Below are 26,588 nucleotides of genomic sequence, written 5' to 3'. Positions count from 1 at the left end.
ATCCTCCTGCCATCCATGCCAGACTGTAAAGCTCACTCCATTATTGGCAGAGGGCGGGCACAAGCAAAGGCGCCGTAACAATTGCTCACCTTTGATACGCGAGGATATGGACGGCAGGAAAGTTTCACCGGTACAAAACGCAAACAGCCCCGCGGCGCGGGCCACGGGGCTGCAAGGATGGCGCCCTCTTACTGCGCGGGCAAGCTTTGCACGGGTGTGGCCGGCGCCAGGATGGGCGGTGCGGGCGCGTGGATGGGCGCCGGGGCCTTGACCGCCAGCCAGCCCGTGGCCGGCAGCAGCGGCACCAGCAGCAGGGCCACGATATTGATGATCTTGATCAAGGGGTTCACTGCCGGACCGGCCGTATCCTTGTACGGGTCGCCCACCGTATCGCCCGTGACGGCCGCCTTGTGCGCGTCCGAACCCTTGCCGCCGAAATGGCCATCCTCGATGTATTTCTTCGCATTGTCCCAGGCGCCGCCGCCCGTGGTCATGGAAATGGCCACGAACAGGCCCGTCACGATGGTGCCCATCAAGAGTCCCCCCAGCGCTGCTGGCCCCAGCAGCATGCCCACGACGATGGGCACCACCACTGGCAGCAGGGACGGCACGATCATTTCACGGATGGCGGACGCCGTCAGCATGTCAACGGCCTTGTCGTATTCGGGCTTGGCCGTGCCTTCCATGATGCCCTTGATGTCGCGGAACTGGCGCCGTACCTCGACCACCACGGCGCCCGCCGCGCGGCCGACGGCTTCCATCGCCATCGCACCGAACAGATACGGTATCAGCCCGCCAATGAACAGGCCAACGATGACCATGGGGTTCGACAGATCAAAGGTGATGTGCTGGCCCACGGATTCGAGCGCATGCGTGTAGTCGGCAAACAGCACCAGCGCGGCCAGGCCCGCCGAGCCGATGGCGTAGCCCTTGGTAACGGCCTTGGTGGTGTTGCCGACGGCGTCGAGCGGATCGGTGATGGCGCGCACGGAGTCGGGCAAGCCCGACATTTCCGCGATGCCGCCCGCGTTATCCGTGATGGGGCCATACGCGTCGAGCGCGACGATGATGCCCGCCATCGACAGCATCGAAGTCGCCGCAATCGCGATGCCGTACAGGCCAGCCAATTGATACGAGACGAGGATGGCGATGCAGACGGCCAGCACCGGATAGGCGGTGGACTTCATCGACACGCCCAGACCGGCAATGATATTCGTGCCGTGACCCGTCGTCGACGCTTCGGCGATATGGCGCACGGGCTTGAAATCCGTACCCGTATAGTACTCGGTGATGTAGACCATCAGGCCCGTGAGCACGATGCCGACGACGGTGGCGCCCATCATCTTGTAACGCATGGCGTCGTCGGGCCACAGCAGCCATGTCACCACGGCAAAGCCGACCAGCGACAGCCCGGCCGCCCACCACAAGCCCGTGTACAAGGCCGACATGATCTTCTTGCCGGGGGCCGTCTTGACCATGGAGCAGCCGACGATGGAAGCGAGGATGGAGACGGCACCCAGCAGCAGCGGGTAGATGATGGCCGTGCTGCTGGCCTCTGCCATCAGCAGTGCGCCCAGCAGCATGGTGGCGATCAGGGTCACGACATAGGTTTCGAACAGATCGGCCGCCATGCCGGCGCAGTCGCCCACGTTGTCGCCCACGTTGTCGGCGATGACGGCCGGGTTGCGCGGATCGTCCTCGGGGATGCCCGCCTCGACCTTGCCCACCAGGTCCGCACCCACGTCGGCGCCCTTGGTGAAGATGCCGCCGCCCAGCCGCGCGAAGATGGAGATGAGCGAGGCGCCGAAGGCCAGGCCGATCAGGGGCTTGATCAAGTCGTGCTGGGTCAGGCCGGGCGCGCCCGTCGTCACCAGCAGCCAGTAGAACAGGGTCACGCCCAGCAAGCCCAGTCCCACCACCAGCATGCCGGTAATCGCCCCGCCTTTGAACGCCACGTTCAGCGCCTGGTTGATGCCCAGCGTGGCCGCCTGCGCCGTGCGCACATTGGCCCGCACCGAGACATTCATGCCGATGAAGCCGCAGGCGCCCGACAACACGGCGCCGATCAAAAAGCCCAGCGCCGTATGCAGGCCAAGCAGCGCATAGATGGCGATCAGCAGCACCACGCCGACGATGGCGATGGTGCGGTACTGGCGCGCCAGGTAGGCGGCAGCGCCCTGCTGGATGGCCAGGGCGATTTCCTGCATGCGCGCGTTGCCGGGATCCTGCCTCAGGATCCAGCTACGCGACACCAAACCGTAAATGACTGCGACCACGCCGCAGGCTACTGCAAACCACAAACTGGCTGCCATATCGTCCCCTTCTGTTTTTATCCGACGCCATTGCCAACAGCTGCAGACCGCACCGGGTAGGCACGCGCAGCCAGGAAAACACGACCTGCAAAAAACTTGAACTACGAAAACGACACGGCACCGCTGGCGAAAAGCGGGCACAAAAAAAGCGGACACTCAGGTCCGCTTTTAAAAACTGCTTAATCCGCCAGGGCGGCAAATGCACTGTCGCGGATTTGCTCGACCGGACCGACGCCGGCAATGCGGCGGTATTTCGGCGCGCCTGGCAGACCGGACTTGGCCCAGTCATTGTAATAACCGAGCAAGACCTTGGTCTGGTTGTGGTACACGTCCAGGCGCTTCTTGACCGTTTCCGCCTTGTCGTCGTCGCGCTGGATCAGCGGTTCGCCCGTGATGTCGTCAATGCCATCGACCTTGGGCGGATTGAATTTGACGTGGTAGACGCGGCCCGAACCCGGGTGGCTGCGGCGGCCGTCCATGCGCTCGATGATCGAAGCGTCAGGCACGTCGATTTCCAGCACGTAGTCGACATTGATGCCGGCATCTTTCATGGCGTCCGCTTGCGCGATGGTGCGCGGGAAGCCGTCGAACAGGTAGCCATTGGCGCAATCGGCTTCCTGCAGGCGGTTCTTGACCAGGCCGATCATGATGTCGTCCGACACGAGGCCGCCCGCATCCATGACTTTTTTCGCTGCCAGGCCCAGTTCCGTGCCTTCCTTGATCGCCGCGCGCAGCATGTCGCCCGTGGAGATTTGTGGAATGCTGTATTTTTCTTTGATGAAGTTAGCTTGGGTGCCCTTGCCGGCACCGGGTGCTCCTAAAAGTATCAGACGCATTGAAAAGTTCCTAAAAAACAGATTTTGGATGGTGGTATGTGTAATTATTTTTAGATGATGTTGCTATGGCTATCTTTCCCTACGAAACTTACCACAAAAAATCCCCGAAGCGCCAGTTTGCTATCGAATTGCTATGCCCTGATTGATCAAAGCCAGAAATTAGCGCGGCGCACGTTACAAAATGTGGTTTTTACTGCAGGCGCACAATTATATTTGCACGCCTGCCGTTTTGCGGGTAGGGCTTACAGGGCGTGATAATGCGCCTGCACGCGTTCGAGATCTTCCGGCGTGTCGACACCGGCGGCCGGGGCCGAGTCCGTGACGTGCACGGCGATGGCAACACCGTGCCATAACACGCGCAACTGCTCCAGCGCCTCGATCGCTTCCAGCGGCGATGGGGACAATTGCGGATATTCTTGCAAGAACGCATTGCTGTACGCATACAGGCCGATATGGCGCAGCGGCACGTAGCCATGCGGCAAGCAGTCTTTCGACTGCGCGAAGCCATCGCGGTGCCACGGAATCGTCGCACGCGAGAAATACAAGGCACGGCCGTTCTTATCCAGCACCACTTTGACGACATTTGGGTTGAAAGCGTCGGCGATGTCGTGCAGCGGATGGGCGCAGGTGGCCATGGGGACGGCGGCGCTGATCTGCGCCGCACAGGCGGCCAGCAGGGACGGATCGATCAGGGGTTCGTCGCCCTGCAGGTTGACGACGACGGCGTCGAGCGGCAAATCGAGCGTGCGCGCCACTTCGGCGATGCGGTCCGTGCCCGACGGATGGTCGGCGCGCGTCATGCATACTTCCACGCCATGCGCGGCGCAGGCAGCACGGATGCTGTCATGGTCGGTGGCGACGATGACGCGCGCGGCGCCCGACAGGGCTGCCTGCTCGGCTACGCGCACCACCATCGGCTTGCCGCCCAGGTCTGCCAGCGGCTTGCCCGGCAGGCGCGTCGAGGCCAGGCGCGCCGGGATGATGACGATGAACGCCATCGTTATTCCACTGCGTCTTGCAGGGTGCGCGCTTCGTCCGCCCACATGATGGGGATGCCATCGCGGATAGGATAGGCGAGGCGGTCGGCGCGGCAAATCAATTCCTGCGCCTTCTTGTCGAGTTCAAGCGGACCCTTGCAAACAGGGCAGACCAGGATATCAAGCAGTCGAGCGTCCACGACATTTCTCCACAATTTGTTGGGCCAGCGCGCTATCGATGCGCGCACTGACGGGGACGACCCACAGTCTCGGGTCATCTTTGAGATGTTCAATTTGCGCACATTTTACTGCATCCTTCTCGGTGATCAAGATCACATCCGTGTCGAGTGCCGCAAATGGCTGATCGAGGAAGTCGTGATGGTCGGGCAAGGGCAGTTCCATGAAGTCCAATCCGGCCCCGCGCAGCATGGCAAAGAAACGCCGGGGATTGCCGATACCGGCCGCCGCCACGATGCGCTGGCCGCTGGCTGCCAGGGTTTCAAGCGGCATGCTTTCGCCGCGATTCACCATACGTTCGGCCACGCCACCGGCCAGCAGCATCTGCACCACCAGCCCGCCCTGTGGCGCGATCCTGGCCACCAGTGCCGGCCCCAGTTCGGGCGCATTGATCACCGTCACGTCGCGCCGGCGGCGCGGCGATTCGCGCAGCGGGCCGGCCGGCAGCAGCCAGCCATTGCCGGCGCCACGGCCGTCGAACAGCATAATTTCCACGTCGCGCCGCAAAGCGTAATGCTGCAAGCCGTCGTCCGTCACCAGCACGTCGACGTCCGGGTGCGCAGCCAGCAGTGCCCTTCCCGCTTGCGCGCGGTCGCGCCCCACCATCACGGGACAGCCGCCGCGCTGGAAGATCAGCAGCGGCTCGTCGCCCACCTGCTGCGGCGTGGAAGCCGTGGTGACGGCGCGCGGCAGCCGGTCGGCGCTGCCATGGCCGCGCGAAATGACGCCCGGGCGCATGCCCGCCTCGCGCAAGGCTTGCACCAGCCAGATCGTCAGCGGGGTCTTGCCCGTGCCACCAATAAAGATATTGCCAACCACGACGACGGGCACGGGCAGGCGCGCGGATTTCAGGATGTTTGCCCGGTACAGGCCGCGCCGCACGGCGCTCAGGGCGCCGAACAGCAAGGACACGGGCCACAGCGCGTACGCCAGCGGGCCACGCGTCAGCCAGGCGCGGGTCAATGTGGTTTCAAGCTTGGCGGGGGAGGATGTGGGCATGAAGGAAGACGTAAAAATAGTGTAGGTCGGATTAGCTGCGCCGTCAGGCGCAGCGTAATCCGACATGCTAGGCGGCGGCTTTGTCGGCTTACGCCGTGCCGGCTAAGCCGACCTACAGGCCGATCCTGCCTGCTTATTTGCTGCCGCCAGCCTGCGCCGCAAACGTCAGCTTTTCATAACCGGCCAGGCGCGCCGCTTCCATCACGTGGATGACCATCTGGTGCATGGCAAACTGGTCGGCGTTGACCACCACCACGGGCGTCTGCGCGGGCGCCTTGCCGCCGTTGGCGGCCTTCGCCGCGTTTTGCAGGGCATCGGCCAGACCGGCCACGTCGCGGAAGGAGACCGGTTCGCGGTTGACCGTGTAGTTGCCCTTGGCATCGATGGTGACGTCGATCTGCTGCGGCTTGTCATTGGCTTGCTCGGCATCGGCCGTCGGCAAGGTAATCTGCAACTCCGTAAATTTGCTGTAGGTGGTGCTGACCATGAGGAAGATCAGGATCACCAGCAGCACGTCGATGAACGGGATCAGATTGATTTCGGGGTCTTCGCGCCCCTTGCCTTTGCGGAAGTTCATTGGCGGCCACTATGGACGATGTCGACGAACTTGACCGCTTGCTGCTCCATGTCAATGACGAAACTGTCGACGAGGGCGCGGAAGTGGCGGTAGAAGATCAGGGCTGGCATGGCGATGGCCAAGCCGAAGCCTGTGTTATACAAGGCCACCGAGATGCCGTGGGCCAATTGTGCGGGATTCGAACCGCTGGCGTTTTGCGAACCGAAGATTTCGATCATGCCCACCACCGTACCAAACAGGCCCATCAGTGGAGCCAGGGTGGCGATGGTGCCCAGGGTCGTCAGGTAGCGTTCCAGCACGTGGGCCACGCCGCTACCGGCTTCTTCGATCGATTCCTTCATCACATCGCGCGGCGCATCGACGTTGCGCAGGGCGGCGGCCAGCACCACGCCCAGCGGCGAATTGTCTTCCAACTTGGTCACCGTGTCCGGCGTGATCTTGCCGCTGCGATACACCTGCACCACTTCATCGAACAGCTTGCGGGGCAGGATCTTGCCACGTCGCAAGTACAGCAGGCGCTCGATGATCAGGGCCAGGGCGACGATGGAAGCGATCAACAACAGCCAGATGGGCCAGCCAGCGGCTTGAAATATAGCGAGCAAAAGAAACTCCTGGTAAAGGGAAGGCGATGGAGCGCCCGGACAGCCTGTATTGTACCGAGCGCCGGAGTCCGATTGTATGTCGGCGCAGGAATGGCGCAATGTAGCGCGTTGCCGCGCCGGCGGCAAGTGGCGCCTGCATGCGTACTTGTCCACACCGCACGGCGGGCCGGCACCACCGGCACACAGTTCTGCACACTTTGTGTGGATAAGATTGTGAGCAAGCATGAAGTACAACACGCAAGTCATTGATTTACATGGAGATTATGCTACTGCGCAAAATACAGGCATAGCAGCTTATCGACAGTAGTCAATGTCAATAAATTAATACTTGAAGAGTTCTGCACATTTACTGTGGACAAGATTGTGCGCAAAGCCGAGGAATTGAATTAAGTCATTGATTTCAAAGTAAATTAAATCAATGCGCAAAAAAGTGGCAGCCAGCCCGACACAAGCACCAACTACACGGTCAAAGTTCTGCACACAATCTGTGGACAAGATTGTGCGCAAGCGCAAGAATAGGCGCCAAGTACATTGATTTATATCGTTTTTATTGTCCTGCATAAAAATGTAGCAAGATGTAAAAAGCAGGGGTTTTCATGCAAAAAAACGTCGTCGAACGGCACTTTTCCACCGCCAGCGCAGTTCCGCACATAAAGTGTGGATAAGATTGTGAGCAAGCGGATCAACTCCTCACAAGAGCATTGATTTTAAAGGAGTTTTTCTTGATGCTTAAAAAATGCGCAGCACGAAGGGGTGGCCGCGCGGTGGAAAACCTGGATAAAAGGCGAAATGATTTATGCAGTTTTGCACACATTCTGTGGATAAGATTGTGAGCAAGGCATGCAACTTTATTCTATGTTATTGATTTATATGGATATTTTTATGCTGCGCAAAATTCAGGCAAGCCATGCCATGGGCGCTCCAGTGGATAAATCAGGCGCTGCGCGAGAGTTCTGCACATTTTTTGTGGATAAGATTGTGCGCAAGGCCATGCATGGCATACTAAGCTATTGATTCATATGGGCTTTATTTCCGTGCGCAAAAATGTAGCAAGGCAACTTATCGGCAATTGGCGGGCCTGTCCGGCAACATTTGTCCAAGGCAAAAAGTTCCGCACATTTTCTGTGGATAACTTTGTGCGTAAGTGGCAGGGGGTACACTGATGTGCTTGATATTAAAGGTTTTTTTCCCTGTGCACGCAAATCAGGCATACAGGAATTCTGCATGAAATCAATTACTTAGAAATAGAACTTGTTGTTTTGCGCGATATATGACATAAGCATGACCTCGCCGATAATATGTGGACAGCTCCCTTCCCTCTCCCGCTTCATGATGACCGACACCCCCACTGACAGCGGCTTTGCCGCCCCACCCGTGCTGACCGTCAGCGCCCTGAACCAGGCAGTCGCGCGCCTGCTGGAACGCAGCTTCCCCCTGACCTGGATCGCCGGCGAGATTTCCAACTTCACGCGCGCCGCCTCCGGCCACTGGTACTTCACCTTGAAAGACGATGGCGCCCAGGTGCGCGCCGTGATGTTCCGCGGTCGCGCGCAATATGCGGGATTCACGCCGCGCGAAGGCGACAAGGTTGAAGTGCGCGCCCTCGTCACCCTGTATGGTGCGCGCGGCGATTACCAGATCAACGTGGAAGCCATCCGCCGCGCCGGCGTGGGCGCCCTGTATGAAGCGTTCCAGCGACTGAAGGAAAAGCTTGCTGCGCAGGGCCTGTTCGACCAGGAGCGCAAGCGCGCCATTCCCATGTTCGCGCGCAGCATCGGCATCGTCACCAGTGCGCAGGCGGCCGCCCTGCGCGACGTCTTGATCGCCCTCAAGCGCCGCGCACCGCACATCAACATCATTCTTTACCCCACGCCCGTGCAGGGACAGCAGGCACCGGAAAAAATCGCGCACGCCATCCGCACGGCGTCGCTGCGGGCCGAGTGCGAGGTGCTGCTGGTGTGCCGTGGTGGCGGCAGCATCGAGGATTTATGGTCGTTCAACGATGAAGCCGTGGCATACGCGATCGCCGATTGCTCCATGCCCGTGATCAGCGGCGTGGGACACGAGACCGATTTCACCATCGCCGACTTCGCGGCCGACCTGCGCGCCGCCACGCCGACGGCGGCAGCCGAACTGGCGGCCACGCCGCGCGCCGACTGGATGGCCTCCTTGCGTGCCGATGCGGCCGACCTGCGCCGCGCCATGCGCCGTAGCCTCGACGATGCCGCGCAGACCCTGGACCGCCATAGCCGCCGCCTGCTCAACCCGAAGGCGCAGTTGCAGCAGCAGCGCTTGCAGCTACTGGCCCTGTCGACAGCCATGACGCATGCGGCGCGCGCGCCCGTGAACCAGTCGCGGTATGCGCTTGAGCGCCTGCGTTCGCGCTGGGCGGCCTTGCGCCCCGACGTCACGGCACCGCGCGCGCGCCTGCTGGAAGCACAGCGCCGCGGCAGCGCGGCCATGGCGCAGTTGGTGACGCAGCGGCGCCACCGCCTCGACGGCCTGTCGGCTCAGCTGGAACTATTGAATCCCCAGCGCACCCTGGAACGCGGCTACGCCATCCTGCGCGATGAAAAAGGTGCCATCGTGCGCTCGCCGGCACAGCTGCAGGCGCGCCAGAATGTCAATGTGCGCCTGGCCGAAGGCAGCGCGCAGATCGGCATCGCCAGCGTGCAGGCCACCTTGGAATAAGCGTTAGAGTAAAAAAGGCCGGGGAAACTCCCCGGCCCAACACCTGCCCTACTGAGTGGACTGCTACTGCTACTACTCTGTCGCTACGCCATCAGAACTTCATCGACACGCGCGCGCCTACCGTGCGCGGCGCATTGTAGAAGGCGCCGTAGATCTGCTGCGTGGGCTGGCATGGCATGCCCACGTCCGTGCAGATTTCATTGACGTCCAGCTTGACCGCCTTGTCGGTGGCATTCTGCACGAACGCTTCCACCGTATAGGCCTTGTTCGCCGGCTGGAAGCGCAGGCTCAGGTCCAGGGTGGTGTAGGCTTCCTGGCGCTTGACACCCGCATGGCCTGGTACGTCGCCGTTGAAGGCTCCCGCCCCCACGTACGACATGGTTTCATAGTGCACCGAGGCGCGCGGCGTGAGCTGGCCACCGGCGACATTGAAATCATGCTCGTACTGGACGGTCGTGGAAAACTTCGGCGCATGCTTCATCGTGCTGCCGCCCACGTTCACCAAAGGCGCCGTCGAGCCGCAGGACTGGCCATTCGCGCGTGCCGCGTCGACGTCGCACGACATGAAATTATCGTATACGGCCTTGAGCCAGGTGGCGTTGCCCGTCAGGCGGTCGACCGACGTTGGCCGCCACACCCACTCCGCTTCCAGCCCCTTGACGGTGGCGCCGGCCGCATTGAAATTGGCCAGCACGCTGTTGACCACCTGCGATTCGAGCTTGTCCTTGTATTTCATCAGGAAAGCATCGAGATTCAGGGTCAGCTGGCGATTCAGCAAGTCCGACTTGAAACCGATTTCATAGCTGGTCAGCTTTTCCGGCTTGGTGGTGGCGCCGCCGTCGCCGATGGCCGGCGAATGGAAGCCCGTCGTCACGGAACCGAACAGCAAGATATCGGAGCGCAGCTTGTACTCGATGCGGCCCAGCCAGGTGGCCTGGCCGTATTTCAGGTCGGCCGTATTGTCGCCAGGCGTATTGCCGCAGCTGGCCGCCGTGATAGCACCACCGGGCCCGATATTATGCGTGTTGGCCAAGCCCGTGCCGGGCGTGACAAGCTGCGCCATCTGGTCCGGGGTGAGCACGGTGGTGCCCAGCGGCGTGTTCGCGGGCCAGTTCGGGCAGGCCCAGTTCTTGCCGCCGATATCGAATTTATGGTCTTTCGTGTAGCGCGCGCCGGCCGTCAGCTTGAGCGTATCGGTCACTTGCTGGCTGACCTGGCCAAACACGGCTTTCGATTTGAGCTGGCGGTCGCCCTGGATGAAGGACATGGCCGAGGCATACTGGCCCACGGTGGGCTGCACGAAAATCACGGCGCCGTTGGCGATATCCTGCTGCACGGCCGCCTGCGAAATCTGGCTGCGGTCGATATCGAAGCGCACCTTGTTCTTTTCATTGAAGAGGAACAGGCCGGCCACCCACTGGAATGGCGCATCATCGTCAGAACGGGCCTGCAGCTCGTGCGAATAGCTGTCGAACTGCGCCCAGTCGGTGCGGTTTTCCGATTTGAAGCCGGGGAACAGGCCCGCATCGGCATCGTTGCTGTTCTGGCGCTTGTAGCGGCTCCAGCTGCCCAGGTAAGTAAAGTCGAGCGCCTCCGTCGGCTTGTAATTGAGCTTGCCCTTGTAGGTCAAAATCGACTGGTCCAGGGTGCCCGGCGTGTCGATCAGGGCCGAACGCAGCTTCTCGCCCCCTTTCGGCTCGGCCGCCAGGTAGACGTTGCCAGCGCCCTGGTCCAGGAAGTAGTCGGCGATAAAGGTGCCGCGCAGCTGCGGCGTGATTTTCCACAGCAGCGAGGCGCGCACGCCCATCTGGTCGCCTGCGCCATACTTGGCCGTGCCAGGCATGACGTTCGAGCCGCGGCGGAAGTCCACCGTGCCGTCGTGGCTATCCTTGATGGCGGCGATGCGCAGCGCCACGTCGTCGGAAAACGGGATATTCAACATGCCCTGCGTCTGCAAATGACGGTAATCGCCCACGGTGATGCCGGCCGAACCCATGAACTTGGCCGTGCTTGGCGCGGCCGACACGAGGTTGACGGCGCCTGCCGTCGAATTGCGGCCGTTCAGCGTACCCTGCGGTCCGCGCGCCACCTCGACGTGGGACAGGTCATACATGAGCGCCGTGGCGCCCTGAGGGCGCGGCGAGTACACACCATCGACATAAAAGGCGACGGCCGGGTCGCCCAGCTCCGTGTGGTTGGCCGACCCGACGCCGCGCATGTAGACGTGCACGCCGCCCGAATCGCCATGTTGCTCGACAACCAGGCTGGGCACCATGGTGGCCAGGGATGCCAGATCCTTGACCTGATTGTTTTGCAGGGTGTCCTGGTTGAAGGCAGTGACGGCCAGCGGCGTCTCCTGCACGAAAGTGTTGCGGCGCGTGGCCGTAACGACGATGCGGTCCATCTGCTCGGCGGCCGGTTTTGCCACGTCCGTGGCTGCCGTGGTGCTGGATGCCTCCTGTGCCAGCGCGGCGCCGCTGCCCAGCAAGATGAACTGGGCGAAGGTCGCATGCGCCAGGCTGAGGGCGATGGTATTGCGTTTAAGCTGTTGCATTGTTGTTGTCTCCTGTACCGCTGGTTGAATGATGATCACATAGCTCTTTGGCTATTGCTGCACATTTTTTGGGTGTCAATCTGAAGTCATGTCGCCTCCGTGCGGGTTCAATGGGTCGCCACGGCGCGCCCGGCCGTGTCAAACAGAAAGGCATGACCTTCTTCCGGCGCGAAGCCGATGGCGCTGCCCTGCGCCAGCGCGTGGCGCGCCTCGCCATGCAGCTTGATGGCCACCGCATGCCTGTCGCCATCGATGCTGCCGTCAAGCGTTGCGTGGATGATCTGCGCATCGCCCAGCTGCTCGATCAGGGTGACGGTGGCGCCGTAGCCCTCATTGCGCGGCACCAGACGCAGGTGCTCGGGACGTATGCCGACCAGCATGCCGGCCTCGCCACCGATCTGGCTGGCCAGTGCCGGCACGGCCGCGCACGGCAAAAAATTCATGCGCAGCGCGCCGATGAAGCCAGCCACGAACTGGCTCGCCGGGTGGCGGTACAGGTCCAGGGGCGCCCCCACCTGCTCCAGGTGGCCGCCGTGGAACACGGCCACCCTGTCCCCCAGTGTCATGGCCTCGACCTGGTCATGCGTCACGTAAATCATGGTGGTGCCCAGTTCCTGGTGCAGCTTGGCCAGCTCGATGCGCGTCTGCACGCGCAGCGACGCGTCGAGGTTGGACAGCGGCTCGTCAAACAAAAACACCTTGGGCTGGCGCACGATGGAGCGGCCGATGGCAACGCGCTGGCGCTCGCCGCCGGACAGGGCCTTGGGTTTGCGGTCAAGCAAGTGCGTGATCTGCAGGATCTCCGCCACCTTGCCCACTGCCGCGCGCACTTCGGCTTCCGGCTTGCCTGCCAATTTGAGGGCAAAGCCCATGTTCTCGCGCGCCGTCATGTGTGGATACAGCGCGTAGCTCTGGAAGACCATGGCGATGCCCCGCTCGGCCGGCGCCACGTCGTTAGCCAGCAAGTCGCCGATGTGCAGCTGGCCCGCGCTGATGTCTTCCAGTCCCGCGATCATGCGCAGCAGGGTCGACTTGCCGCAGCCGGATGGTCCGACAAAAACCATGAATTCACCGTCGTGGATATCGAGGTCCAGGCCCTTGACGATTTCCGGGCCGTCGCCGTAGGTCTTGCGGATGCCGCGTAGCGAAATGGCAGCCATCTCAATGCTCCCCGACCAGGACGGCAGCGTGGGACGCGCGCTGCGCGGCGATGAAGTCGCGGTACCAGAGGGCGCTGTCCTTGAAGCTGCGCTGCTGCGTGGCGTAATCGACATACAGCATGCCGAAACGCTTGGCATAGCCAGAATTCCACTCGAAGTTATCCATCAGGCTCCAGTAGAAATAGCCGCGCACGTCGATACCCTGTGCGATCACGGCGCGCAGGGCATCGAGGTGCAGCTGCACGTACTCGATGCGCGCCTGGTCATGGATCTTGCCGTCAACGGGCTTGTCAGCCACGGCCATGCCGTTTTCCGTGATGTAGACGGGCGGCAGACGGTATTCGCGGTGCAGCCCCACCAGCAGCTCCGTCAAGCCCTGCGGATAGGTTTCCCAACCCATGTCGTTGACGCCGAGCTTGCATTCAGGCTTGCGCGGCGGCGTTTCGGCGCTCATGTAAGCGCGCGTGTAGTAATTCACGCCGAGGAAATCGATGGGCTGTTTAATATCTGTGAAATCGTTTTCAAAAATAGCTAAAACAGAAGCGTCTACGTGTTTCAGGGCCAGCGCCGGGTAGCGGCCCTTGAAGATGGCGTCCATATACCACTGCACCGAGCGCGCATATTCGAGTTCGGCCAGCTCCCGGTCCTGGGCGCTGTCAGTGGCCGGCGTGGCCGTCCATTGATTGAGCACGATGCCCAGCTTGGCGGGCGGATTGACGGCGCGCATGGCTTGCATGGCCAGGCCGTGCGACAGCAGCAGATGGTGCGACACTTGCACGGCGGCGGCCGGGTCGGCCATGCCGGGGGCGAACTGGCCCGTGCCGTGGCCCAGCACGGCCGTGCACCAAGGTTCATTGTGCGTGGCGATGCTGACGACCTTGTGGCCGAAGCGGCGCGCCACCTCGGCCGCGTAGGCGGCGAAGTGGTAGCAGGTGGCGCGATTGAGCCAGCCGCCCTCGTCCTGCAAGGCTTGCGGCAAGTCCCAGTGGTACAGGGTCAGATGGGCATCGAGTCCCTTGGCAGCCAGGGCATCGAGCAGGCGCGCATAGAAATCGAAGCCCGCCTCGTTCCAGGCGCCCGAGCCGGCTGGTTGCACCCTCGACCAGGACATGGAAAAACGGTAGGCGTTCACGCCCAGGCTGGCGATCAGCTCCACGTCATCAAAGTAGCGGTGGTAATGGTCGCAGGCCACGTCGCCATTGCTGCCGTCGATGATCTTGCCATCAGCATGGCTGAAGGTATCCCAGATGGACGGGCCGCGGCCGTCGATGGCGGCGGCGCCCTCGATCTGGTAGGCGCTGGTGGCCACTCCCCAGGTGAAGGTGGCGGGAAAGTTGGTATCGGTGTCGTCGTTATGCATGGTAGTCATGTCAGTGTGAGTGGTTAAGAGAGTTCTAGCCTTTGACGGCGCCTTGCGTAAGGCCCTCGATCAGGCGCTTCGAGGCGACAAAAAACATCAGCAGCAGCGGCAGTACGGCGATGGCGGCGCCCGTCATCAGCGCGCCCCACTCCGTGTTGTTCGGCGCCTGCATGCTGCGCAGGGCCAGCGGGATCGTGTAGTTCTCGACCGAGCGCATGACGACCAGCGGCGTAATGAAATTGTTCCAGGAATTGATGAAGGTGATCAGGCCCAGGGTGCCCATGGCAGGGCCGATCAGCGGCAGCACGACACGCCAGTAGATGGCAAATTCACCGCAGCCGTCGATGCGCGCCGCCTCGATCAGGTCCCTGGGTATCGCCGTGCCGATGTACTGGCGCATCAGGAAGATACCCAGCGCGCCGGCCGCTCCCGGCACGTACAGGGCGCGCGGCTGGTCCAGCCAGCCGAGGAAATCCATCAGCATGAAGGTCGGAATCATGTTCATGAAGGACGGGATGATCATCGACGCCATCACCAGGGTGAACAGGGGCCGCTTGAATCGGAACTCGTACATGGCAAAGGCGTAGCCGCCCAGCGAACAAAAGAACAGGGTGAGCGCAGTTGTCATCAGCGCCACGTACAGACTGATGCCGATATTGCGCCAGAACGGCAGGCGTTCCTGCAGCAGTTCCAGGTTGTGCAGCAGGGCCGTGCCGAACCAGCGCGGCGGCGGCAGGCTGTAGATCTCCGCGCTCGTGTGCGTGGCGAAGACGAACATGAAGTAGAACGGCGCGACCATGATCAGGGCGCCGATGGCCACCATGGTGTAAGCCGTCCAGCGCGTGGTGTTCATTTGGCCTCCTTGCGTTCATTACGTTCATTGCGGCTGAAGATGCGGTTATTCGCCCAGGTGGTGCTGGCGATAATCAGGAACAGCAGCCAGGAAATGGCCGACGCCGTGCCGAAGTCGCCCGAGGAAAACGCCGTCTTGTAGACGAAGATGGCCGTCGTCATCACCGATTGGCTCACGCCACTCGACTCGGCCACCAGCACGAACGGCTCCTCGAACAGCTGCAAATTGCCCATGATGGTGAGCGTGACGGCCAGGTAGATCATGGGGCGCAGCTGTGGCAAGGTGATGTACCAGAATTGTTGGCGCTTCGAGGCACCATCGATGGTCGCCGCTTCATACAAATCCTTGGGGATCACCTGCAGCGCCGACAGATACAACACCAGGTTCCAGCCCAGGTAGCGCCAGAAGATGACGAAGGCGACGGCCGGCTTGATGAACAGAGAGCTGCCCAACCAGTCAATCGACTCAGCGGGGAACAGGGCGCCGACCAGCGGCAGGCTGGCGCACCATTGAATCAGCACATTGATCTGGCCATAGTCGCGCGAGAACAGGGTATTGAAGACCATGGCGATAGCCACGCTGGACGTGATGAACGGTAAAAAGTAAATGCCGATCACCAGGTTGCGCGAGCGCTTGAAGCTGTTGTGGATGAAGGCCGCCAGCGGAATGGCCACCAGATGCTGCGGCACGCCAGAGGCCAGCGCCAGCCACAAGGTATTGCCCAGCGAGCGCAAAAACCACGGATCGCTCAGGGCATATTTGTAGTTATCCAGTCCCACCCACTGCATGGCTTCCACGCCGCTGGCAGCTTCCCATTGGTTGAACGACAAATAGATAGAGAACAGCAGCGGGAACAGGCTGAAAACGGCGAACAGGATGAAGAAGGGGCTGATGAAAATGTACGGCGCCCATTTTTTCCTGTCGTAGCGTTTCCTGGCGGACCGCGTGGCAGCGGCGGCGCCCTCGGCACAAGGCATGGTCGTATTCATGCTGCTCCTAGCGCCGCGCGCGGTGGGTGATCAGGGCCTTGGCGTCGGCCAGGGCCGTCTTGATGTCCTTGTTTTGCGCCAGCACGCTTTCCAGCTCCATGTTGACGATGTCACGCGCCACGGCGTCGAACTTGTCGACGCGGATGACGGGGATTTTCGCCGCCGTGTCGCGCGCCAGCAAGCGCGTTTTCTGCCCGCCGAAGTACGGCTGCGGCTCGTCCATCATCGGATCCGCATATGCCGCCTTCAGGGCGGGAAACGCGCCGATTTCCTTCAGCGAGTGCAGCTGGATATCCTTGTTGACGGTCATGAACTTGATGAATTCCCACGCCTGCGCCTTGTTGGCCGCCTTTTTCGGGATGCCGTAGAAGGAGCCGCCATACGACGCCAGCGCGCCGGCGGGCAGGTTCGCCGCGCGCCACTGGCCTTTCGACTCCGGCGCCAGCCACTTGGCCAGGTGGCCGCTGAGCCAGGAACCCATCATCTGGCTGGCCACCTTGTCGCGTTTGAAGCCCTCTGCCCATTCGCCCGTCCAGGCCACGGTGCGCGCATCGATGCCGGCGACGCGCGCCGCCTTGGCCAGTTCGAACGCTTTCACGAAGCGCGGCGAGTCGACCAGCACCTGCCCTTTGTCGCCAAAATAAATGCCTTCGCCATCTTTCAGATTGGCACGGATAACAATGTCGGCCAGGTCGCTGGCACCGGCCAGCAGATAGGTGCCGGTGGCGGCCTTGAGTTTCTTGCCGGCGGCAATGTACGACTCCCACGATTGCGTCAGGTCGGCCTCCTTGATGCCCGCCTTGTCCATCAAGTCCTTGCGGTAGAACAAGGTGCCTGGCCCCAAGTCGGCCGGCATGGCGCCCAGAGTGCCGCGCGAACTGGTCGCCTGCACGAAGGTGAACGGCACGAACAGGGCGCGGTACTGCCCTGCCCCGTAAGGCGGCTGCAGCAAATCTTCCATGCCCTTCGATTCGGCGAAGCTTCCCACATAACGGAAATCGATGGCCATCACGTCGGGCAGGCGCGCACCGGCCGCCAGCGCCGTCGTCATCGAGTTGTGGTGGTCATCGATCTGCAGACTGACCAGCTTGACCTTCACTTGCGGGTACAGCTTTTCCCACAGGGGCAAGGCCGTCTTGACGGCGCGGTCCAGGTCGGGGAAGGAGGCGACAGTGATGGTCGCCGGGGCCAGTGTCGGCACCGGCGGCGCGACGGGCGCAGCGGCCGCGCCATAGACCAGGGTCAGCGCGGCCAGGGAGGCTGCGCCAAGGATGCTTGACTTCATTATTTCATCTCCGTTTATTGAGCGTCTTCTATCTTGAAAACGTTTTCACACCATGTATCCATTTAACACCGCAAAGAAAATCAAGTCAACCGAAATAGTTGTCATTTTTATTGAGGGCAGCATGGCAAGCTGCACGCCGTGGCGCGGATTCTCCTATGAAAAAATGCAAAAATTCGTCATTTGAGCTGCCGTTGTTTTTTGTGAAAACGTTTTCACATCTGGTTCAGATTAGCGCGTGAGCGCGTAATCCGACGCATTGTTGGCGGCAAAAGCATGGTTCCTGCGCTTTGTTGGCTGCGCTGTGTCGGCTTACGCCCTGCGGGCTAACCCGACCTACCCTGACCTGCCCGGACCTGCGCCGACCTGCGGTCGTCATCGGCCGTTTATGGTAATCTTTCACTGAAAAGGTTTTCAGAGCACTGACAACCAGCCATCTTGACACCCAGGAATCACCTTGAACGATAGCGCCCACGCTGCTCCCCCTTCTACCCTGCTCGACGTGGCCCGCCAGGCCGGCGTGTCGCCCAGCACTGTTTCGCGCATTCTGAACGGCACGGCCAGGGTCTCCGACGACAAGCGCGACGCCGTGCTGGCGGCCATCGCGCAGATGAAATTTGCGCCGAACCAGATGGCGCAGGGTCTGAAAAAGGGCCGCTCGATGACCATCGGCATCGTGGTGCAGGATATTTCCAGCCCCTTCTTCGACGAAAGCCTGCGCGGCGTGGACGACGGTCTGAAAGACACGGGCTATGCGTCCGTGATCGTCAGCGGGCACTGGAATGCGCAGGAAGAGGCCGACCGCATTCGCCTGCTGCTGGCGAGGAAGGTCGATGGCATCATCCTGCTGTCCGGGCGTATCTCGGACCAGAGCGTGCTCGATTTCTCGCAGCAGCGGCCCATCGTCTCGACCGGCCGCCTGCTGGCGACCAGAAGCGCCATTGGCTTCAAGCTCGACAACGAATACGGCGCCTACCTGGCCGTGCGCCACCTGGTGGAACTGGGCCACCGCCGCATCGCGTTCGTGTCCGGCCCCGCCAACAATACGGACGCAAACGAGCGCCTGACGGGCTACCAGCGCGCGCTGCGCGAGGCGGATATCGCCATCGACCCGAAGCTGATGGCGGAAGGAGATTTCCACGAGGCAAGTGGGATGCTGGCCATGAACCACCTGTTCGAGACACAACAGCAATTCAGCGCCGTCTTTGCCGCCAACGACTTGTCCGCCTATGGCGTGCGCCTGTGCCTGTACCGCAAGGGCATCCGCGTGCCCGACGATATCTCGCTCGTGGGTTTCGATGACTTGCCCGGCTCGTCCTACACGACGCCGCCGCTGACGACCATCCGCCAGCCCCTGTATGACATCGGCCGCATCGCCACCGAAGCGTTACTGGGCCTGATCAATGGGGAAGCGGTGCAGGCGGCCATTCCGCCCCTGGAACTGATTGTGCGAGAAACCACGCGGCGCATCCGCTGAGGCTTGCGGCAGGGACCATTTCCTTGCGACTTAAGCTAAACGAGAATCACTACGCTACCAGCATCCGCGACGCGTGCCGGAATCTGCAGCAATGGCGCATCCGCTTTACAATAGTGGCTCGTTCAGCAAGAATGCTTGGTTCAAGCACGCAAGGCTCAACCCTCCGGCCCGGGCCGGAAGACTCCGAACACTCACCACAAAGGGACATCACATGGAACATACTCTGCCACCACTGCCGTATGAAATGGACGCTCTGGCGCCGCATATTTCGAAAGAAACCCTGGAATACCACTATGCCAAGCATCACCAGGCGTATGTCACCAACTTGAACAACCTGATCAAGGGTACCGAGTTCGAGAACCTGTCGCTGGAAGAGATCATCAAGAAATCGTCGGGCGGCATCTTCAACAATGCTGCGCAAGTATGGAACCACACCTTCTACTGGAACGGCATGAAGCCGGCCGGCGGTGGCGCTCCTACCGGTGCCGTGGCTGACGCGATCAACGCCAAATGGTCGTCGTTCGACAAGTTCAAGGAAGAATTCACCAAGTCGTGCGTGGGCAATTTCGGTTCGGGCTGGACCTGGCTGGTACAAAAAGCCGACGGCTCCGTCGACATCGTCAACACCTCGAACGCCGGCTGCCCTTTGACCACCGGCGACAAGCCACTGCTGACCTGCGACGTCTGGGAACACGCCTACTACATCGACTACCGCAACCTGCGCGCCAAGTACGTGGAAACGTTCTGGGGCCTGGTCAACTGGGAATTCGTTGCCAAGAACTTCGCGTAAGCGCGTTTCTCTTGTCAACGTCAACGAGATTTTGACATAAAAATATGACATGAAAATTGTCATATTTTCTCAAAGGAAGTTTTTACCGTAAGGTAATAACTTCCTTTTTTACATGTGAACGCATGCTTCACATCAGCGCGTAACGCAGGCCAGGTTGGACCAGGCCGGCACCGCGCACCTGCCAGGTAGATCCATCCCCCTTCTGGCACTGCGCATGCAAATGGTTGCGGGATGACAGGGCCGGAATTTACGAAATATTTACGTGCCCGACCAAGCAATTTACATTTTGCTTACGCATGCCCCGCTACACTTTCTCATTTGCAACAAAAGCATTTGGCCATCCGGGCCAAAGCAAGCCAGTGGCAACGGGCTGCCGCGCCAGAACCTCCCCCTACCTTCCATGTCCGCACCGCAGCACATCAAAAATGAACACTTTTTCCAGCAATGGCTGATCCACGCCATGGTGTTGTCGGCACTGGCCGGCTTCATCGGATTCACCCAGTACGAGGAATATCACCGGATTGATACGCAGGAACACGAGCGACTGGCGATGCAGGCGGAAATCGTGGAAAAGAATTTAACGCCGCAATTGAAGTTGAGCAAGCGCGTGATCGACAGCATCATCGACGAACTGGCGGCCTGGCAGGCGCAAGACGATCACCTGCGGCGGGCGAATCACTCGCTCAAAGTGATCAGCGATGCGCTGATCGGCATCCGTCCCATCCTGGTCATCGGTCCTGACGGGCAGGTGGTGGCGGGCAGCGACGCCGGCTTGGCGGACGAAAACTTCAGGCAAAACGATTGCTTCCAGAAAGCCATGCGACTCGCCGATCCGCAATTGCTGCACGTTAGCGCACCGCCTGGCAACACCGCCGCTCCCGGCGCGATCAGCCTGTGCCGCCGCATCAGCGGGTTTCAGGGCGGCTTTGGCGGCATCGTCATGGTCAGCCTGGCGCCCGCCTATTTCTCCGACCTGCTCGATTCGATTCGTTATGCGCGCGATGTCCATAGCTCGATCTCACGCGAAGATGGTCAGTTGTACCTCGCGTCTACACGCCGGACTGACGCCCAGATGCCCGGGTTACCGCGCGGCGCCGACAAGCAGCGCATGGTCGCCGAGCGCAATGTGCCATCGAGCGCGCCCCTCTTCGGGACGACGCTGCGCATCGCCGTGAGCCGCGACACCGAGGTCTTGTTCGCGCCGTGGCGCCAGAGCCTGTATGCGCAAAGCGTCCTGTTCGGTTTGGTTGCCATTTTCAGCACGCTCGGGCTGCTGATCATACAAAAACGGCACCGCTTGCGGCGGGCCGAACGCAAGAAGACAGAGAAGCAAATACAGCAACTGGCCTTCTTCGATCAACTCACCAAGCTGCCCAACCGCATCTTGCTGCTGGACCGCCTGAAGCAGGCGAAGAAGGCCAGCCTGCGCAGCGGCAACCATGGCGCCGTCCTGTTCATCGATCTGGACAACTTCAAGACACTCAACGACACGCTTGGGCACGACATGGGCGACCTCCTGCTCAATCAAGTCGCGCGGCGCCTGGTCGGCTGCGTGCGCGCTGGCGACACCGTGGCCCGCCTGGGCGGCGATGAGTTCGTCGTCATGCTGACGGACCTGCATGTGAATGCGGAACAGGCGGCGGCCCAGGTCGATATCGTCGGCAACAAGATCCTGCAGGAACTGAGCCAGACCTACTGGCTCAACCAGGTCACCCACCGCAGCACCTCGAGTATCGGCGCGACGCTCTTCATGGGCAATCTGACCAGCATCGACGATCTGCTCAAGCAGGCGGACCTGGCCATGTACAAATCCAAGGCGGTGGGACGCAATGCCTTGCGCTTCTTCGATCCCGCCATGGAGGTGGCCATGCTGGAACGGGCCGCGCTGGAAACGGACTTGCGCGACGCCATTCCATGCCGCCAGTTGATACTCCACTACCAGCCCCAAATCGACCACCGTGGGGGCGTTACCGGCGTCGAAGCGCTGGTACGCTGGCAACACCCGCTGCGCGGACTGGTGCCGCCAGGCGACTTCATTGCGCTGGCCGAAGAAATCGGCGTGATCCTGCCGCTGGGACAATGGGTGCTTGAAACGGCCTGCGCACAATTGGTCGCCTGGGCCGGACATCCCGACATGCGCCATCTGAGCATTGCGGTCAATGTCAGCGTGCGCCAGTTCAACCAGGACGATTTTGTCGATCAGGTGCTGTTTGCACTGGCTTGCAGCGGCGCCGACCCACATCTTCTCAAGCTAGAGCTGACCGAGAGCCTGCTGGTGTCCGACGTTGGCGGCGTGATCGCCAAGATGTCCGCAATCAAAGCGCACGGCGTCGGTTTTTCGCTCGACGATTTTGGCACGGGCTATTCTTCCCTGGCCTATCTCAAGCGGTTGCCGCTGGACCAGTTAAAGATAGACAAGTCTTTTGTCCGCGACGTGACGCATGACCCTAGCGACGCATCGATCGCCAAAACCATCATCGCCCTGGCTCGCAGCCTGAACATCGCCGTCATTGCAGAGGGCGTCGAGACGCTGGCACAGCGTGATTTCCTGGCGCGCTACGGTTGTCGCGCCTACCAGGGATACTTCTTCAGCCGTCCCTTGACGCTCATGGACCTGGAAAAATTTGTGCAGCGCCGCTCGCATGCTGCGCCATGCGACGACGATCAACGCCGTCTGCGTTCATGAGAAGTGCCAGCAGTAAATGAGTTCAACGATGGGGACAGGCTGCAAGGGACGACAAGCTTGTCAGGCCTGCCCGATGCTGCCCTTCGACGGCAAAGGGGCGGCCGCGAAGCGCCGCCATGGCCGCGCCAGCGCCTTGCCTGCACCGCCCTGCAATTGCCCTGCCAGGTAGCCGCGCACATAGGCAGCAGGCTGCAACAGGTCAGGCTGCATTTCGGCCAGCGCGCGCAGCAAGCCGTCCGCCACCTCGATATCGTTGCGCCAGCCCAGTTCGTCCTGCAAGACGGACAGTCGCTTCACGTAGCGCCGGACCTGCCCTGCGTCATATAAGGATGCAAAAAATTCAGTGGCATAGCGGGCTTTCTTGGCCGCGATGCGCACCCGGTGGCGCGCCGGCGCCGCCAGCTTCGGCAAGTCTTTTCCCCGCTTTAACAGGCGGCGCTGATCCTTGCGCAGAGTAGCGCGGGCAAACGGGCAGATAGACGCGTCCAGGCGCCGCACTTGACGCACGGAGCAACTGTCGCGCCAGGCGCGCGCCTGCAGCCAGCGCTGCAAGCCCAGCATGCAAGCCGTGTAGCGCGCCGAGGTGACGGCCTTGGCCGCTTGCACGTGCTTGCGGCGTGCCTGCGCGTGCGCCGCCGCTACCAGCGCCGCCACCTCCGTGGCCGCCTCGCCATCGAGCTGCGCCAGGGTATTGCCAGCCAACACGTCCCCGTCGCGCGCCTCGCCCAGCGCGCCGCCCAGCCAACCGAGTTCGCTCTTCAAGGCGTCCGGCAGCGCCAGCAGGGATTTGAACATGCCCAGCGCCGAGCGCAAACGGCGCAGTCCCACGCGCATCTGGTGCACGCTTTCCACGTCCTCGCCCGCCGCCACGCCATCCTGGTTGCCGCTCACCTGCTCCAGGCAATTGCCGGCGATGACCAGGAACACCTGCTCCACCGACATGGCCGCGTCCAGCGCCAGGCTCTGCGCCTTGACGGCGCGCAAAGGCTGCGGCGCTGCGAGGCGGTAGCCGCGTTCCGCCTTGCTCAGGTGGCCCAGCTGCAGCGGCACGTCCTGCAGCAGGGCCAGCGCGACGTCGAACAGGCTGGCCGCTTGCCCCTGTTTCAATTCCAGTTCGATCTCGCTGACGGGCACGCTGCGCACGGTCCCATCGGCACCGCTTTCAATAACACCCTGGTCCAGCACGCATTCGATCTGGTCGCCCTGCGGCGTACGCAGCTGCCATACGGTGCGTTTGATGCGGGTGGTAAACACGGGCTGCAAAGCGTCGCGGATGGCGTCCTGGCGCAGCAGCGCTCGGATGGGCTGCTTGCGGCCGATGACGGAGTCGAGCGCGGCGAGGTCCGGCTGCGGCCCGGGAACTTCGCCTTCCCATTCGTGGCGGCTGTGCAAGCCGCCGCTGACACTGCCGCCCGCCTTCAGGGTTTGCATCCAGCGCCCGTCGACCTGGCGCACGCGCAAGCCCGCCTGGTGACGGCATAGCTGCAAATCGGGCGTATCGACATACATATCGTGCATCTGCAGCACCAGTGGCTCGCCTTGCGCAAGCTGCGCCAGCAGCGGGTGCGCGCGCAGGCGGGGTGCGTCTTGCGGCGCCAGCAACAATTTCAATTCGATTTCCATGACCGCTCCTTGCAAGATTCCTCAACGCCCATTGTAAGGCGTGCCCGGTCGCGTACAAGGCGCACGCACACCTTGATTTTGCGCGAAAATAAGCGCTTCATTCAACCAGGAGATGCCATGACCTACCACGCCGCCGAGAACCGCTACGACAGCATGCCATACCGCACCTGCGGGCGCAGCGGGCTGAAACTGCCGCTGCTGTCCCTGGGACTGTGGCACAACTTTGGCGATAGCAACAATCTGGCCTCGCAGCGCGACATGCTGCGCACGGCTTTCGACCTGGGCATCACACATTTCGACCTGGCCAACAACTACGGCCCGCCATATGGCAGCGCGGAAAGCAATTTCGGCAAGCTGCTGCGCGATGATTTTCTGCCCTACCGCGATGAACTGATCATTTCCACCAAGGCGGGCTGGGACATGTGGCCCGGTCCGTACGGCCAGGGTGGCGGTTCGCGCAAATACGTGCTGGCCAGCCTGGACCAAAGTTTGCAGCGCCTGGGCCTGGACTACGTCGACATCTTTTATTCGCACCGCTACGACGCCGACACCCCGCTGGAAGAAACCATGGGCGCGCTGGCCACCGCCGTGCAGCAGGGCAAGGCGCTGTACGTGGGCCTGTCGTCGTATTCGCCGCAAAAGACGGCCGAGGCGGCCGCCCTGCTGAAAGAGTGGAAAGTGCCATGCTTGATCCACCAGCCGGCCTACAATATGCTCAACCGCTGGATCGAGGAAGACGGCTTGCTCGATACCCTGCAAGAGCAAGGCATGGGCTGCATTACGTTCACGGCACTGGCGCAGGGCTTGCTCAGCGACAAGTACCTCGATGGCGTGCCGCAAGATGCGCGCGTCAACCGCCCCGGCGGCGGCTCGCTGCTGCAAAAGCACCTGAGCGCGGAAAACCTGGCCCGCGTGCGCGCGCTGAACCAGATCGCCGCCCAGCGGGGGCAAACGCTGGCGCAGATGGCGCTGGCCTGGGTGCTGCGCGACCCAAGAGTCACCTCGACCCTGATCGGCGCGAGCAGCAGCGCGCAAATCCGCGAAAACGTGGCAGCGCTGCAGCAACTGACGTTCACGGCCGACGAGCTCGCCGCCATCGACGTGCAGGCGCGCGAAGGCCATATCAACCTGTGGGAAGGCCCGTCGCGGGCCGTGTAACGCAGTCACGGCGGCGCTGGCGGCGACATTGGCGGTGGCAGCAGGGCCAGCAGCTCCTGCGCCACCTGCCGGCGCCGTTCAGGCGTGGCGAAGACGCCCACCGCCACATGCCGTGTAGCATCACGCATATCGTTGATGTGTATCAATTGGCGCGGCCCTTGCGGCACGGCGATGCGCGTGCACCACGGCGAAAAGTGGTGGCGCCGGCAGTGGCCGGCGCTGACCTGTTCGACGATCAGCTCGCCGTCGCGCAGGGCGATATGCTCATAGTCGCGCGCATGGCGCAGGTAATGCAGCAGGGCGATGGCCACCAGGCCCAGTTCGGCGAACGAAAAGGCGGGAATGGTCCAGAGGCCGCGCAGCGCAAAGGCGGCGGCAATCGTCAGGGAAAACAGGCATAGCAAGCCATAGGCGCACAGCAACTGGCGCGCCGTCAAGGCACTGTAGCGCGCCAGCAGCCATTGCGGCTGCTCGCGCGAATGATCGCGTGGCATGGCGCCTCCCGCCTCATCGCTCCATCGACGTATCATCGCCCTCGCGCGGCGGCCAAGTTCCGCCGGATCGCGCCCGGCTCAGGCGCCCATGCGCACCAGCGCATGGCCCACATGCTGCCACCAGTGATCGCGCGACTTGACTTGCTTCAGGCAAGACGTGTCGATCTCTGCGGGGAACACGCGATCCTGGCAAGCCTTCGTTGCCAGGGCATAGCGCTGGTTTTCCGCCGCCGCCAGGGCCACGACCAGCCAGAACGCCAGCGCCAGCAACACCACCAGCAAACTCCAGGCCAGGTGATTGGTGTTACTTTTTTCGCCAAAAAACTCGCGTGGCCGCGTCTCGCGGTACATCAACATCAAGTCTTTTTCTTTTTCTTCCGACATCTGCGTTTGCATCCTCTGACATCCTATCCTGTGCCGGCCGGCTGGCCATGGCGGCGCGCACGCCGCCTTAACCTCATTTTACGCTGAAGGCGAAGGAGGGACAGTAATTCGTGGCGGCTATTCTCAGTCGGCCGCCCGGATCAGGGACGCGGCGCCGGCACCTGCGGCGTGCGCGGTCTGCCCTCCTCCTCTGCCGGCGGCACGGGCACCATGCGCTCCACATGATCGACGTCGATGTCGCCGCCATCGGGTGCCCCGTTGTGGGGCTCCACGCCGGCCCGATCGCCAGTGCCGGCAGCATCGCTGTCGTTATCGAGCTCTTCTGCATCCTGGCCGGGCACGCCCTGCATGTCGCTGCCGCTGTCAGAACTGTCGCTGGGCCCCAGCGTGCCCTTGCCATGGCCGCTGCCCAGGACACGGTCGGGCATGACGGGCAAATTGTCCGGATCGAGTGTGCTGCCGCTCATGGCTGACTCCTCTTGATAAAAAAACCAGCTTACTCCCCTCGCCCAGCCAGCGGCGCACGCCTGCACGGCATTCTCCACGG

At 61.9% G+C, this 26,588-nt stretch carries 23 protein-coding genes; 6 read left to right on the top strand and 17 right to left on the bottom strand.

Going from position 1 to position 26,588, the window contains the following annotated elements:
- Positions 1–188 precede the first annotated feature (188 nt).
- The 7 genes from CLU92_RS26485 to CLU92_RS26455 form a co-directional block, all read right to left on the bottom strand.
- Positions 189–2,312, bottom strand: a complete 2,124-nt coding sequence (locus tag CLU92_RS26485; RefSeq protein WP_101484298.1) for a sodium-translocating pyrophosphatase — start codon at positions 2,310–2,312, stop codon at positions 189–191.
- Between the two features lie 179 nt (positions 2,313–2,491).
- Positions 2,492–3,148 carry an adenylate kinase gene (gene adk, locus CLU92_RS26480; RefSeq protein WP_101484297.1) on the bottom strand — a complete coding sequence of 219 codons (657 nt, stop codon included), beginning with the start codon at positions 3,146–3,148 and terminating at the stop codon, positions 2,492–2,494.
- A gap of 242 nt (positions 3,149–3,390) precedes the next feature.
- The gene (gene kdsB / locus CLU92_RS26475) at positions 3,391–4,146 is read right to left on the bottom strand and encodes a 3-deoxy-manno-octulosonate cytidylyltransferase (protein ID WP_101484296.1); all 756 of its coding nucleotides are present in this window, start codon (positions 4,144–4,146) and stop codon (positions 3,391–3,393) included.
- A 2-nt stretch (positions 4,147–4,148) separates the two neighbouring features.
- The gene (locus tag CLU92_RS26470; RefSeq protein WP_101484295.1) at positions 4,149–4,325 is read right to left on the bottom strand and encodes a Trm112 family protein; all 177 of its coding nucleotides are present in this window, start codon (positions 4,323–4,325) and stop codon (positions 4,149–4,151) included.
- Complete coding sequence (gene lpxK / locus CLU92_RS26465) at positions 4,306–5,361, bottom strand: tetraacyldisaccharide 4'-kinase (RefSeq protein WP_101484294.1); 1,056 nt, start codon at positions 5,359–5,361, stop codon at positions 4,306–4,308. Before lpxK ends, CLU92_RS26470 begins: the two co-directional genes overlap by 20 nt.
- A 133-nt stretch (positions 5,362–5,494) precedes the next feature.
- On the bottom strand, positions 5,495–5,938 hold the full coding sequence (locus CLU92_RS26460) for a biopolymer transporter ExbD (protein ID WP_101484293.1): 444 nt from the start codon (positions 5,936–5,938) through the stop codon (positions 5,495–5,497).
- Positions 5,935–6,540: a MotA/TolQ/ExbB proton channel family protein gene (locus CLU92_RS26455; RefSeq protein ID WP_101484292.1), complete on the bottom strand. Its 606-nt coding sequence runs from the start codon at positions 6,538–6,540 to the stop codon at positions 5,935–5,937. The genes CLU92_RS26460 and CLU92_RS26455 overlap by 4 nt, the downstream gene beginning before the upstream one ends.
- A gap of 840 nt (positions 6,541–7,380) precedes the next feature.
- Here CLU92_RS26455 and CLU92_RS27925 point away from each other — a divergent pair.
- Together CLU92_RS27925 and xseA are read left to right on the top strand one after the other, a co-directional pair.
- A complete protein-coding gene (locus CLU92_RS27925) occupies positions 7,381–7,554 on the top strand; it encodes a hypothetical protein (RefSeq protein WP_166674904.1) in 174 nt (57 codons plus the stop codon).
- Positions 7,555–7,869: 315 nt separating this feature from the next.
- Positions 7,870–9,231, top strand: a complete 1,362-nt coding sequence (gene xseA, locus CLU92_RS26445; RefSeq protein WP_101484290.1) for an exodeoxyribonuclease VII large subunit — start codon at positions 7,870–7,872, stop codon at positions 9,229–9,231.
- 91 nt (positions 9,232–9,322) lie between these two features.
- Here the strand turns inward: xseA and CLU92_RS26440 are convergent, their stop codons facing one another.
- The 6 genes from CLU92_RS26440 to CLU92_RS26415 all read right to left on the bottom strand — a co-directional run bounded on the left by CLU92_RS26440 (position 9,323) and on the right by CLU92_RS26415 (position 17,432).
- Positions 9,323–11,785 carry a TonB-dependent receptor gene (locus tag CLU92_RS26440; RefSeq protein ID WP_101484289.1) on the bottom strand — a complete coding sequence of 821 codons (2,463 nt, stop codon included), beginning with the start codon at positions 11,783–11,785 and terminating at the stop codon, positions 9,323–9,325.
- 107 nt (positions 11,786–11,892) lie between these two features.
- Positions 11,893–12,945: an ABC transporter ATP-binding protein gene (locus CLU92_RS26435; RefSeq protein WP_101484288.1), complete on the bottom strand. Its 1,053-nt coding sequence runs from the start codon at positions 12,943–12,945 to the stop codon at positions 11,893–11,895.
- A 1-nt stretch (position 12,946) separates the two neighbouring features.
- Positions 12,947–14,314 carry a GH1 family beta-glucosidase gene (locus CLU92_RS26430; protein ID WP_101484287.1) on the bottom strand — a complete coding sequence of 456 codons (1,368 nt, stop codon included), beginning with the start codon at positions 14,312–14,314 and terminating at the stop codon, positions 12,947–12,949.
- A gap of 25 nt (positions 14,315–14,339) precedes the next feature.
- Positions 14,340–15,158, bottom strand: a complete 819-nt coding sequence (locus CLU92_RS26425) for a carbohydrate ABC transporter permease (RefSeq protein ID WP_101484286.1) — start codon at positions 15,156–15,158, stop codon at positions 14,340–14,342.
- Positions 15,155–16,147, bottom strand: a complete 993-nt coding sequence (locus tag CLU92_RS26420; protein ID WP_257562149.1) for a carbohydrate ABC transporter permease — start codon at positions 16,145–16,147, stop codon at positions 15,155–15,157. Before CLU92_RS26420 ends, CLU92_RS26425 begins: the two co-directional genes overlap by 4 nt.
- Positions 16,148–16,154: 7 nt before the next feature.
- A complete protein-coding gene (locus tag CLU92_RS26415) occupies positions 16,155–17,432 on the bottom strand; it encodes an ABC transporter substrate-binding protein (protein WP_101484285.1) in 1,278 nt (425 codons plus the stop codon).
- A 454-nt stretch (positions 17,433–17,886) separates the two neighbouring features.
- Here CLU92_RS26415 and CLU92_RS26410 point away from each other — a divergent pair, with 454 nt between their 5' ends.
- The 3 genes from CLU92_RS26410 (at position 17,887) to CLU92_RS28520 (ending at position 22,382) form a co-directional block, all read left to right on the top strand.
- Positions 17,887–18,906: a LacI family DNA-binding transcriptional regulator gene (locus tag CLU92_RS26410; protein WP_101484284.1), complete on the top strand. Its 1,020-nt coding sequence runs from the start codon at positions 17,887–17,889 to the stop codon at positions 18,904–18,906.
- Positions 18,907–19,117: 211 nt separating this feature from the next.
- Entirely contained in the window at positions 19,118–19,696 is a 579-nt protein-coding gene (sodB, locus tag CLU92_RS26405) for a superoxide dismutase [Fe] (protein WP_071078930.1), read from the top strand.
- Positions 19,697–20,096: 400 nt separating this feature from the next.
- Positions 20,097–22,382, top strand: a complete 2,286-nt coding sequence (locus CLU92_RS28520) for a bifunctional diguanylate cyclase/phosphodiesterase (RefSeq protein WP_101484283.1) — start codon at positions 20,097–20,099, stop codon at positions 22,380–22,382.
- A gap of 60 nt (positions 22,383–22,442) precedes the next feature.
- On the opposite strand, the gene CLU92_RS26395 is transcribed toward CLU92_RS28520, so the two are convergent.
- Positions 22,443–24,005 carry a CYTH and CHAD domain-containing protein gene (locus tag CLU92_RS26395; protein ID WP_101484282.1) on the bottom strand — a complete coding sequence of 521 codons (1,563 nt, stop codon included), beginning with the start codon at positions 24,003–24,005 and terminating at the stop codon, positions 22,443–22,445.
- A gap of 117 nt (positions 24,006–24,122) precedes the next feature.
- On the opposite strand from CLU92_RS26395, the gene mgrA reads away from it, so the two are divergent.
- Positions 24,123–25,163, top strand: coding sequence for an L-glyceraldehyde 3-phosphate reductase (gene mgrA, locus CLU92_RS26390; RefSeq protein ID WP_101484281.1), 1,041 nt, complete (start codon positions 24,123–24,125; stop codon positions 25,161–25,163).
- A 5-nt stretch (positions 25,164–25,168) separates the two neighbouring features.
- Here mgrA and CLU92_RS26385 read toward each other — a convergent pair whose 3' ends face one another.
- From CLU92_RS26385 to CLU92_RS26375, 3 genes are all read right to left on the bottom strand, one after another.
- Positions 25,169–25,657 (bottom strand): DUF2244 domain-containing protein, encoded by a 489-nt coding sequence (locus tag CLU92_RS26385; RefSeq protein WP_166674905.1) that lies wholly within the window; start codon positions 25,655–25,657, stop codon positions 25,169–25,171.
- 78 nt (positions 25,658–25,735) lie between these two features.
- Positions 25,736–26,053: a hypothetical protein gene (locus tag CLU92_RS26380; protein WP_101484279.1), complete on the bottom strand. Its 318-nt coding sequence runs from the start codon at positions 26,051–26,053 to the stop codon at positions 25,736–25,738.
- Between the two features lie 128 nt (positions 26,054–26,181).
- Positions 26,182–26,508 (bottom strand): hypothetical protein, encoded by a 327-nt coding sequence (locus tag CLU92_RS26375; protein ID WP_101484278.1) that lies wholly within the window; start codon positions 26,506–26,508, stop codon positions 26,182–26,184.
- Positions 26,509–26,588: the final 80 nt, after the last annotated feature.

Source organism: Janthinobacterium sp. 61 (genome assembly GCF_002846335.1).
In the GTDB taxonomy this organism is placed as follows: domain Bacteria; phylum Pseudomonadota; class Gammaproteobacteria; order Burkholderiales; family Burkholderiaceae_D; genus Janthinobacterium.
The sequence above is the reverse complement of the archived record's forward strand: the minus strand, read 5'-3'. Positions and strand labels throughout refer to the sequence as shown.

Excerpts from the sequence above, each read along its gene's own strand:
- CLU92_RS26385 (WP_166674905.1), bottom strand. The coding sequence starts at position 25,657 with ATGCCACGCGATCATTCGCGCGAGCAGCCGCAATGGCTGCTGGCGCGC.
- mgrA (WP_101484281.1), top strand. The coding sequence starts at position 24,123 with ATGACCTACCACGCCGCCGAGAACCGCTACGACAGCATGCCATACCGC.
- CLU92_RS26435 (WP_101484288.1), bottom strand. The coding sequence starts at position 12,945 with ATGGCTGCCATTTCGCTACGCGGCATCCGCAAGACCTACGGCGACGGC.
- adk (WP_101484297.1), bottom strand. The coding sequence starts at position 3,148 with ATGCGTCTGATACTTTTAGGAGCACCCGGTGCCGGCAAGGGCACCCAA.
- CLU92_RS28520 (WP_101484283.1), top strand. The coding sequence starts at position 20,097 with ATGTCCGCACCGCAGCACATCAAAAATGAACACTTTTTCCAGCAATGG.
- CLU92_RS26415 (WP_101484285.1), bottom strand. The coding sequence starts at position 17,432 with ATGAAGTCAAGCATCCTTGGCGCAGCCTCCCTGGCCGCGCTGACCCTG.
- CLU92_RS26420 (WP_257562149.1), bottom strand. The coding sequence starts at position 16,147 with ATGAATACGACCATGCCTTGTGCCGAGGGCGCCGCCGCTGCCACGCGG.
- CLU92_RS26430 (WP_101484287.1), bottom strand. The coding sequence starts at position 14,314 with ATGACTACCATGCATAACGACGACACCGATACCAACTTTCCCGCCACC.
- lpxK (WP_101484294.1), bottom strand. The coding sequence starts at position 5,361 with ATGCCCACATCCTCCCCCGCCAAGCTTGAAACCACATTGACCCGCGCC.
- CLU92_RS26485 (WP_101484298.1), bottom strand. The coding sequence starts at position 2,312 with ATGGCAGCCAGTTTGTGGTTTGCAGTAGCCTGCGGCGTGGTCGCAGTC.
- CLU92_RS26395 (WP_101484282.1), bottom strand. The coding sequence starts at position 24,005 with ATGGAAATCGAATTGAAATTGTTGCTGGCGCCGCAAGACGCACCCCGC.
- CLU92_RS27925 (WP_166674904.1), top strand. The coding sequence starts at position 7,381 with ATGCAACTTTATTCTATGTTATTGATTTATATGGATATTTTTATGCTG.
- kdsB (WP_101484296.1), bottom strand. The coding sequence starts at position 4,146 with ATGGCGTTCATCGTCATCATCCCGGCGCGCCTGGCCTCGACGCGCCTG.
- sodB (WP_071078930.1), top strand. The coding sequence starts at position 19,118 with ATGGAACATACTCTGCCACCACTGCCGTATGAAATGGACGCTCTGGCG.
- CLU92_RS26425 (WP_101484286.1), bottom strand. The coding sequence starts at position 15,158 with ATGAACACCACGCGCTGGACGGCTTACACCATGGTGGCCATCGGCGCC.
- CLU92_RS26375 (WP_101484278.1), bottom strand. The coding sequence starts at position 26,508 with ATGAGCGGCAGCACACTCGATCCGGACAATTTGCCCGTCATGCCCGAC.
- xseA (WP_101484290.1), top strand. The coding sequence starts at position 7,870 with ATGATGACCGACACCCCCACTGACAGCGGCTTTGCCGCCCCACCCGTG.
- CLU92_RS26380 (WP_101484279.1), bottom strand. The coding sequence starts at position 26,053 with ATGCAAACGCAGATGTCGGAAGAAAAAGAAAAAGACTTGATGTTGATG.
- CLU92_RS26460 (WP_101484293.1), bottom strand. The coding sequence starts at position 5,938 with ATGAACTTCCGCAAAGGCAAGGGGCGCGAAGACCCCGAAATCAATCTG.
- CLU92_RS26440 (WP_101484289.1), bottom strand. The coding sequence starts at position 11,785 with ATGCAACAGCTTAAACGCAATACCATCGCCCTCAGCCTGGCGCATGCG.